7 protein-coding genes and 1 pseudogene are annotated in these 6,771 nt (G+C 59.9%); 5 read left to right on the top strand and 3 right to left on the bottom strand.

What is annotated here, in order from left to right:
* Positions 1-96: 96 nt before the first annotated feature.
* The 5 genes from D3M70_RS18165 to D3M70_RS18185 all read left to right on the top strand — a co-directional run bounded on the left by D3M70_RS18165 (position 97) and on the right by D3M70_RS18185 (position 4,836).
* Entirely contained in the window at positions 97-684 is a 588-nt protein-coding gene (locus tag D3M70_RS18165) for a CGNR zinc finger domain-containing protein (protein ID WP_165869836.1), read from the top strand.
* A 192-nt stretch (positions 685-876) separates the two neighbouring features.
* The gene (locus D3M70_RS18170; protein ID WP_120127089.1) at positions 877-1,794 is read left to right on the top strand and encodes a DUF72 domain-containing protein; all 918 of its coding nucleotides are present in this window, start codon (positions 877-879) and stop codon (positions 1,792-1,794) included.
* Entirely contained in the window at positions 1,791-2,585 is a 795-nt protein-coding gene (locus tag D3M70_RS18175; protein ID WP_375232991.1) for an endonuclease/exonuclease/phosphatase family protein, read from the top strand. The genes D3M70_RS18170 and D3M70_RS18175 overlap by 4 nt, the downstream gene beginning before the upstream one ends.
* On the top strand, positions 2,582-3,832 hold the full coding sequence (clsB, locus tag D3M70_RS18180) for a cardiolipin synthase ClsB (RefSeq protein ID WP_120127090.1): 1,251 nt from the start codon (positions 2,582-2,584) through the stop codon (positions 3,830-3,832). Before D3M70_RS18175 ends, clsB begins: the two co-directional genes overlap by 4 nt.
* Positions 3,829-4,836, top strand: a complete 1,008-nt coding sequence (locus D3M70_RS18185; RefSeq protein ID WP_120127091.1) for a lysylphosphatidylglycerol synthase domain-containing protein — start codon at positions 3,829-3,831, stop codon at positions 4,834-4,836. Before clsB ends, D3M70_RS18185 begins: the two co-directional genes overlap by 4 nt.
* Before the next feature lie 163 nt (positions 4,837-4,999).
* On the opposite strand, the gene D3M70_RS34250 is transcribed toward D3M70_RS18185, so the two are convergent.
* From D3M70_RS34250 to D3M70_RS32360, 3 genes and pseudogenes are all read right to left on the bottom strand, one after another.
* Entirely contained in the window at positions 5,000-5,485 is a 486-nt protein-coding gene (locus D3M70_RS34250; protein WP_375232993.1) for a methyl-accepting chemotaxis protein, read from the bottom strand.
* Positions 5,486-5,536: 51 nt separating this feature from the next.
* A pseudogene (locus D3M70_RS34255) lies at positions 5,537-6,313 on the bottom strand (PAS domain-containing protein); the annotation flags it as partial.
* A 115-nt stretch (positions 6,314-6,428) separates the two neighbouring features.
* Positions 6,429-6,771: hypothetical protein (locus tag D3M70_RS32360; RefSeq protein WP_218568432.1), on the bottom strand; the 343-nt coding region annotated here is incomplete at its 5' end.

The raw sequence follows: 6,771 nt of genomic DNA on the forward strand, positions 1-6,771 counted from the left end.
GCGCCGCTCTGCCATTATTGAGTCTTCAGTCAATGCTGAGGACGGGCGATGTCCATCGGACAATTGAAAATCAACTCCATCCGACTGGTCGGCGGGATGAGCGTGCTCGATTACCTGAATACCTGCGACGGCCGGCGTCCCGGAACCGCGTTGCAGGAGGTCGTGGACAAACTGTCGAACCTTGAAGAGATCGTGCATTGGTTCCGGCACGCCGGGCTGATCGAGCCCGTGGAACACGAGCGGCTGGTTGAGCTGGTGCGCAGGTCTTCGTGGCATTCATTGACGGCGTTCAAGCAGTTGATCGGATTTCGTGAGGCGCTCTATGGCTTGTTTCTGCCGATTGCGTTGAATGACAGGGTTGATCAGGTCGGCCTGGATGAACTGAACGCGGTGTTGGCGGAGACCGCGGGGCAGCGGCTGTTGGTGCCGACGTCGGCGGGCGTTATTTGGCGCTGGCGGGCGTGTGAGACGCTGGATGATATGACGGCCGGTTTCAAGGGGCGTCTGGCGGTTCAGGCGGCAGGGCTGCTGACGTCGCCCGATCTCTCTCGATTGAAGGCCTGTGCTACGCCTGATTGCGATTGGCTGTTTATCGACACATCGAAAAACGGGCGGCGGCGCTGGTGCCAGATGAATGTGTGTGGCGCCAAGGAAAAGGCCAGACGTGCGGTGGGGCATGTTTAATAGAGACTGGCCATCCTTGATTGATCAGCGGGCGGTCACTGCTTCAGCCTGACAGGCGCCCCGACCCCCATAAATACGGGTCTGACCCTCTGCCCGTAAAAACCATGGAACCTGCTCCGGTCTCAAGCTTCATATCTCTTGTTCAAGGCTGTCGCGGCACCGGTCGCGACGAAATGCACAGAGAGCACACGCATGAGCGATATCCGTATCGGCATCTCGGGCTGGCGCTATGTGCCGTGGCGTGGGGATTTCTACCCGGAAGGTCTGGCCCAGAAAAACGAGCTTAAATTCGCCTCCAGAGCGGTGAACAGCATTGAGATCAATGGCTCGTTCTACTCTCTGCAGTCGCCGGACCTGTATGCCCGCTGGTACGCCGATACACCCAAGGGGTTCGTCTTCAGTCTCAAGGGGCCGCGCTACATCACTCACGTCCGGCGCTTGAATGACGTGGGTGAAGCCCTGGCCAACTTTTTCGCCTCGGGCATTTTCAAACTCAGGGAGAAGCTTGGCCCGATTCTTTGGCAGTTCCCGCCCAACTTCAAATTCGATGCCGAGAAGTTCGAGGCCTTCCTGAAGCTCTTGCCCTTTGACGGCACGTCCGCCAAGGCCTGCGCCAAACAGTGCGCGGCGCGGATGGAAAAGCCCGGTTATCTGGACATACCTGCCAAGGCTCGTCTTCGGCACGCAGTCGAGATCCGTCACGAAAGCTTCGCCGTTGCCGAATTCATCGACCTGCTGCGCACCTACAACGTGGCGTTGGTGGTCGCTGACACGGCCGGCAAGTGGCCGTACATGGAAGACCTGACGAGCAACTTCGTTTACCTGCGCCTGCATGGTGACAAACAACTCTACGCCAGCGGTTACACGCCCAAGGCCATCAAGCGCTGGGGTGATCGCATCGAGCGCTGGAGCCACGGCAGTCAGCCCGACGACGCACACGTCACCGATGCCAAGGCCGTTCGCCCGCGCAAGTCGCGGGACGTCTACTGCTACTTCGACAACGACATCAAAGTCCGCGCGCCCTACGACGCTCGCAAATTGCTTGAGCGCTTCGGGCTGGCCGACGATCTGGAAGTCGCCCCGGGCGATCTGCAAGGAGTGAAGTTTTGACCAGTGCCCTCATCCCCGAAGACATCGCCGGCCGACGGCAGAAGGCTTCGACTGACGTCACGCTCAATGTGCTGACCATGAACATGCACATGGGCTTCGGTTTCCTCAACCGGCGCTTCATCCTGCCCGAGCTGCGCGATGCGGTGCGCAGCGTGTCGGCGGACGTGGTGTTTCTGCAGGAAGTCCACGGCGAGCAGCAGAACCATGCGCAGAAGGTGAAAGACTGGCCGACCATGTCGCAGTACGAGTTTCTCGCCGACAGCATGTGGAAAGATTTCGCCTATGGCCGCAACGCGGTCTATCCCCACGGCCATCACGGCAATGCCTTGCTGTCGAAGTACCCGATCGTGCGTCACGAGAACCTCGACGTCTCGATCCTCGGCACCGAGGAGCGTGGGCTGTTGCATTGCGTGCTACAGGTGCCCGGCTTCGGCGAAGTACACGCGATCTGTGTGCACCTGGGGCTCAAGGAGGTCCACCGCCAGCAGCAGTTGTCCCTGATGGCGGATCTGGTCTCGCGTCTGCCTCCGGAAGCGCCGGTGATCATTGCCGGGGACTTCAATGACTGGCGGCAGAAGGCCGACGGTGTGCTGCGCCCGACCGGTCTGCGCGAGGTGTTCGTCGAGTCGTTCGGCGCCCCCGCGAAAAGCTTTCCGGCGCGTTTCCCGCTCTTGCGGCTGGACCGGATCTACGTGCGCAACGTCAAGACGCGGTCCCCCAAAGTATTGTCCAACCGACCCTGGTCGCACCTTTCCGATCACGCGCCGCTGGCGGTGGAGGTTTCGCTATGAAGGCTAATGGTTCCCAGTGCGGCGTCTGGCAGGACGGCAACTCGGTTGAGTTGCTGATCAATGGCGAAGACTTCTTCACCAAGGTCTTCGAGTGCATTCGTGCCGCGCGACGTGAGGTCTTGCTGGAGACCTTCATCATCTTCGAGGACCGCGTTGGCGAGGGCTTGCAGCAAGCGGTGATCGAAGCCGCCAGCCGCGGTGTGCGGGTGGTGATCACGGTGGATGACTACGGCACCAGCGATCTGAGTTCCGCATTCGTCGCGCAGATGATCGACGCGGGGGTACAGATTCAGTTGTTCGATCCACGCCCGAAATTCATGGGCATGCGCACCAATCTTTTCCGTCGTCTGCACCGCAAGGTGGTGGTGATCGACGCCGAACTGGCCTTCATGGGCGGCATCAACTACAGCGTCGATCACATGTCCGACACCGGCATCACGGCCAAGCAGGACTACGCCGTGCTGGTGCGCGGTCCCATCGTCGCTGACATCTATCGCTCCACGCTGGGCATGCTCGGGCCGGCACTGCGCGGGTCGTTTGCGCCGCTCAAAGTGGTGACTCGCCAGGCCGGTAGCGCGCGGATGCTGCTGGCAGAGCGGGACAATCGCCTGCACACCACCGACATCGAGGAGCAGTATCTGCTGGCCATGCGCAGCGCCACCCAGCGCATCACCATTGCCAACGCGTACTTTTTTCCCAGTTACCGCTTTCTGCGTGAACTGCGCAACGCGGCCCGGCGCGGTGTCAAGGTCACGCTGATTCTGCAAGGCCAGCCGGACATGCCGTTCGTGCGCATGTGCTCGCGTCTGACCTACACCTGGCTACTGCGCGAAGGCGTGGTGATTCACGAATACAAGCAGCGGGCGCTGCACGGCAAAGTCGCATTGATCGATCAGGAATGGTCGACCGTGGGCTCGAGCAATCTGGACCCCTTGAGCCTGGCGCTGAACCTGGAAGCCAACCTGTTCATTCGCGATCACGCGCTCAATCAGCATCTGCATGAGCACCTGCGAGAGCTGGCGGCCGCACACAGCAAGCAGGTCAACCTCAAGGGGCTGGCGAAAGGGCAGTGGTGGCGAGCGCCGATGATCTTCTTCAGTTTTCACTTTCTGCGCCACTTCCCCGCCATCGCCGGGTTGTTTCCGGTGCACGGGCCGCGCCTGAAGCCGTTGCGCGCGCCGGATGTGATTCCGGACGCCCAGGCGCTCAAGAGCGGGCTGGCCTCTGACCAGGAGAAGTCACTATGAGCGGGGTATCGCAAGCATCGACTGCGCAGGACAAATCGCCGGCGTCGAACAAACATGGCGCCTGGCTGAAATGGGCCAAGCGTGGTTTCACCCTGTTTTTCTTCATTGCGGTGCCGGTGCTGTTGTTCATGCTGGTGAAGAATCTGGACTGGAAAGAAGTCGCCCATGCGCTGGAGTCGTACAAGGCGAGCACGCTTGCGCTGGGCTTTCTGGTCGCGGCCGGCAGCTATCTGACCTATTGCGGCTTCGATGTGCTGGCCCGCAGATACACCGAGCACAAGCTGTCGGTGGCGCAGATCGTCCCCGTGACGTTCGTCTGTTACGCGTTCAACCTCAACCTCAGTTCGTGGGTCGGGGGTATCGCGCTGCGCTACCGGTTGTATTCCCGGCTCGGGCTGGACGTGCCGACTATCACGCGGATACTCAGCCTGAGTCTGATCACCAACTGGCTGGGCTACATGCTGCTGGCGGGGTTCGTGTTCGCCGGTGGCTTCATCGACTTGCCAGAGGGCTGGAAGATCGGTGATACCACGCTGCAATTGATCGGCTTCGTGCTACTGGCGGTGTGCTTCGGCTATTTCCTGGCGTGCCGGTTCTCCAAACGACGCACCTGGACGATTCGCAAGCAGAAACTGGTGCTGCCGTCGCTCAATCAGGCGCTGCGTCAGGCGCTGCTGGGAGCGTTGAACTGGGGGCTGATGGCGCTGCTGATTTTCATCCTGCTGCCGGAAAAGGCGTTCTATCCCGCCGTGCTGGGAATCCTGCTGATCAGCAGCATCGCCGGGGTCATCGCGCACATTCCGGCCGGGCTCGGGGTGCTGGAAACCGTGTTCATCACCCTCATGCAGCACCAGTTCAGCAAAGGCCAGTTGCTGGCTGCGCTGATCGGGTATCGCGTGATCTATTTTCTGATCCCGCTGATGCTGGCGGTGATGGTGTATCTGATTCTCGAGAACCGCGCCAAGGCGATGCGCAGCAAGAATGAGGCGCGTGGGGCTGATTGATTGCCGAATCTTGATTGCCGAATCGACCGCTGATTGACGAATACTGATTGCCGGATCGACCTCTGTAGCAGCACGGCTTGCCGGCGGTGGCGATCTCAAGGATGTCACCGCCGCAAAGCCGGACTGCTACAAGAAATGTGTGTGGCGCCCTGAATTTCGATGCTCAATCCTTCCCGGCAAACATCCGCACGGCATCCACAGCCTCATGGGTACCGTTGCTGATCTGCACGATGGCCGAACCCGCCTGGTCAGCCAGGTCCACACCTTTGGCCGCGTTGCTGCGGGTGTTGTCCATGCTGACGATCGCCTGACGGGTCTCGCTCTGGATCAACTGGATCATCTCGGAGATTTCCTGGGTCGAACGGCTGGTGCGTCCGGCCAGTTGCCGCACTTCGTCGGCCACCACGGCAAACCCCCGCCCCTGATCCCCGGCACGCGCAGCTTCGATGGCGGCGTTGAGCGCCAGCAGGTTGGTCTGATCGGCGATGCTGTGAATGGTGTTGACGATGGCCGTGATCTGTTCGGAGCGTTCGCCCAGTTGGCCGATGATCCGCGAAGAATCATCGATGTTTCGTGAGATCTGTCGCATTTCGCTCGCCGCCTGCTGGATCACCTGAGTGCCTTGCTCGGCGACTTTCTGAGTCTGCACCGAGATGTGATAGGCCTGGGCGGCACTGTGGGAATCCTGCTCGTGTTTCTCGATGCGCGCGGTGACGTCAGAGGCGAACTTCACCACTTTGCACAGCTTGCCGCTGGCGTCGTAGACCGGGTTGTAGGACGCCTCCAGCCAGAGCGTCTGGCCATGCTTGCCAACGCGCTTGAACTGGCCGCTGAAAAACTCGCCCTTGTTCAGACGTCGCCAGAAATCCTGATACTCGCTGCCGCTCGCCAGTTCGGCGGGGCAGAGCAATCTGTGGTTCTTGCCGAGCAGTTCCTGACGGCCGTAACCCATCAGGCGCAACAGATTATCGTTGGCGGCGATGATGCGCCCATCCAGATCGAACTCGATCACCGCCATCGCGCGATCGATGGCCTGCAGCTTGTTGCGCGCTTCGTTCTCTTCGCGAAGCTTTTCGGTGACGTCCATCGCGTATTTGACCACTTTCACCACGTTGCCGTTGGCGTCCCGAATCGGGTTGTAGCTCGCTTCCAGCCACACGGTAGTGCCATCGCCTGCCACGCGCTGAAAGGTTTGTGAGACGAACTCGCCATTGCGCAGGCGCGACCACAGCTGAGCGTACTCATTGCTGCGTGCATGTTCGGGAGTGCAGAACATGCGGTGTTCCTTGCCGATCACCTGCTCGGAGCGATAGCGCATGGTCTTGAAGAAGTTGTCGTTGGCGCTGAGCACGATGCCATTGAGGTCAAACTCGATGCTGGCCATCGCACGGTTGATGGCTTCCAGCAGACTGGCCTGATGGGCGACGGTCAGTTGCAGGTCCTGGATGACTTTGTTCTTGGACGAGTCGAAAAACATGATGGCGGCTCAGGCAAGTGGAACGACAGGGATTCCGTTCCGTGGCCTTTGGAGCACAGGTCAATGCTCAGCTGCGGTTTCCGTTTGCAGTGCAGAGATCATCACAAACGTGATATCAAAAAGCTACACAAATCTTGTACAGCTCGTCGGGTTTGTACAGCTTTAGTGAGAGGGGTCGATTCGGACCGTAGGCCTGCTGATCCGGCACAGCCTGTCTTTTGATTTCTGACTGGAGGTCAGGTGATTCAGCACTGCGTGCTTTTGAGTCTGATCGGAGGCCAGGTGATTCAGCACTGCCTGTCTTTTGATTCTGGCCGGAGGCCAGGTGTTTCAGCACAGCCTGTCTTTTGATTCTGACCGGAACCCTGCTGATCCAGCACAGCCTGTCTTTTAAGTCTGACCAGAACCCTACTGTCCAGCACAGCCTGCTTTTGATTCTGGCCGGAGGCCGTGGGAGC

The organism is Pseudomonas sp. LS-2 (assembly GCF_003605735.1).
Taxonomy (GTDB): domain Bacteria; phylum Pseudomonadota; class Gammaproteobacteria; order Pseudomonadales; family Pseudomonadaceae; genus Aquipseudomonas.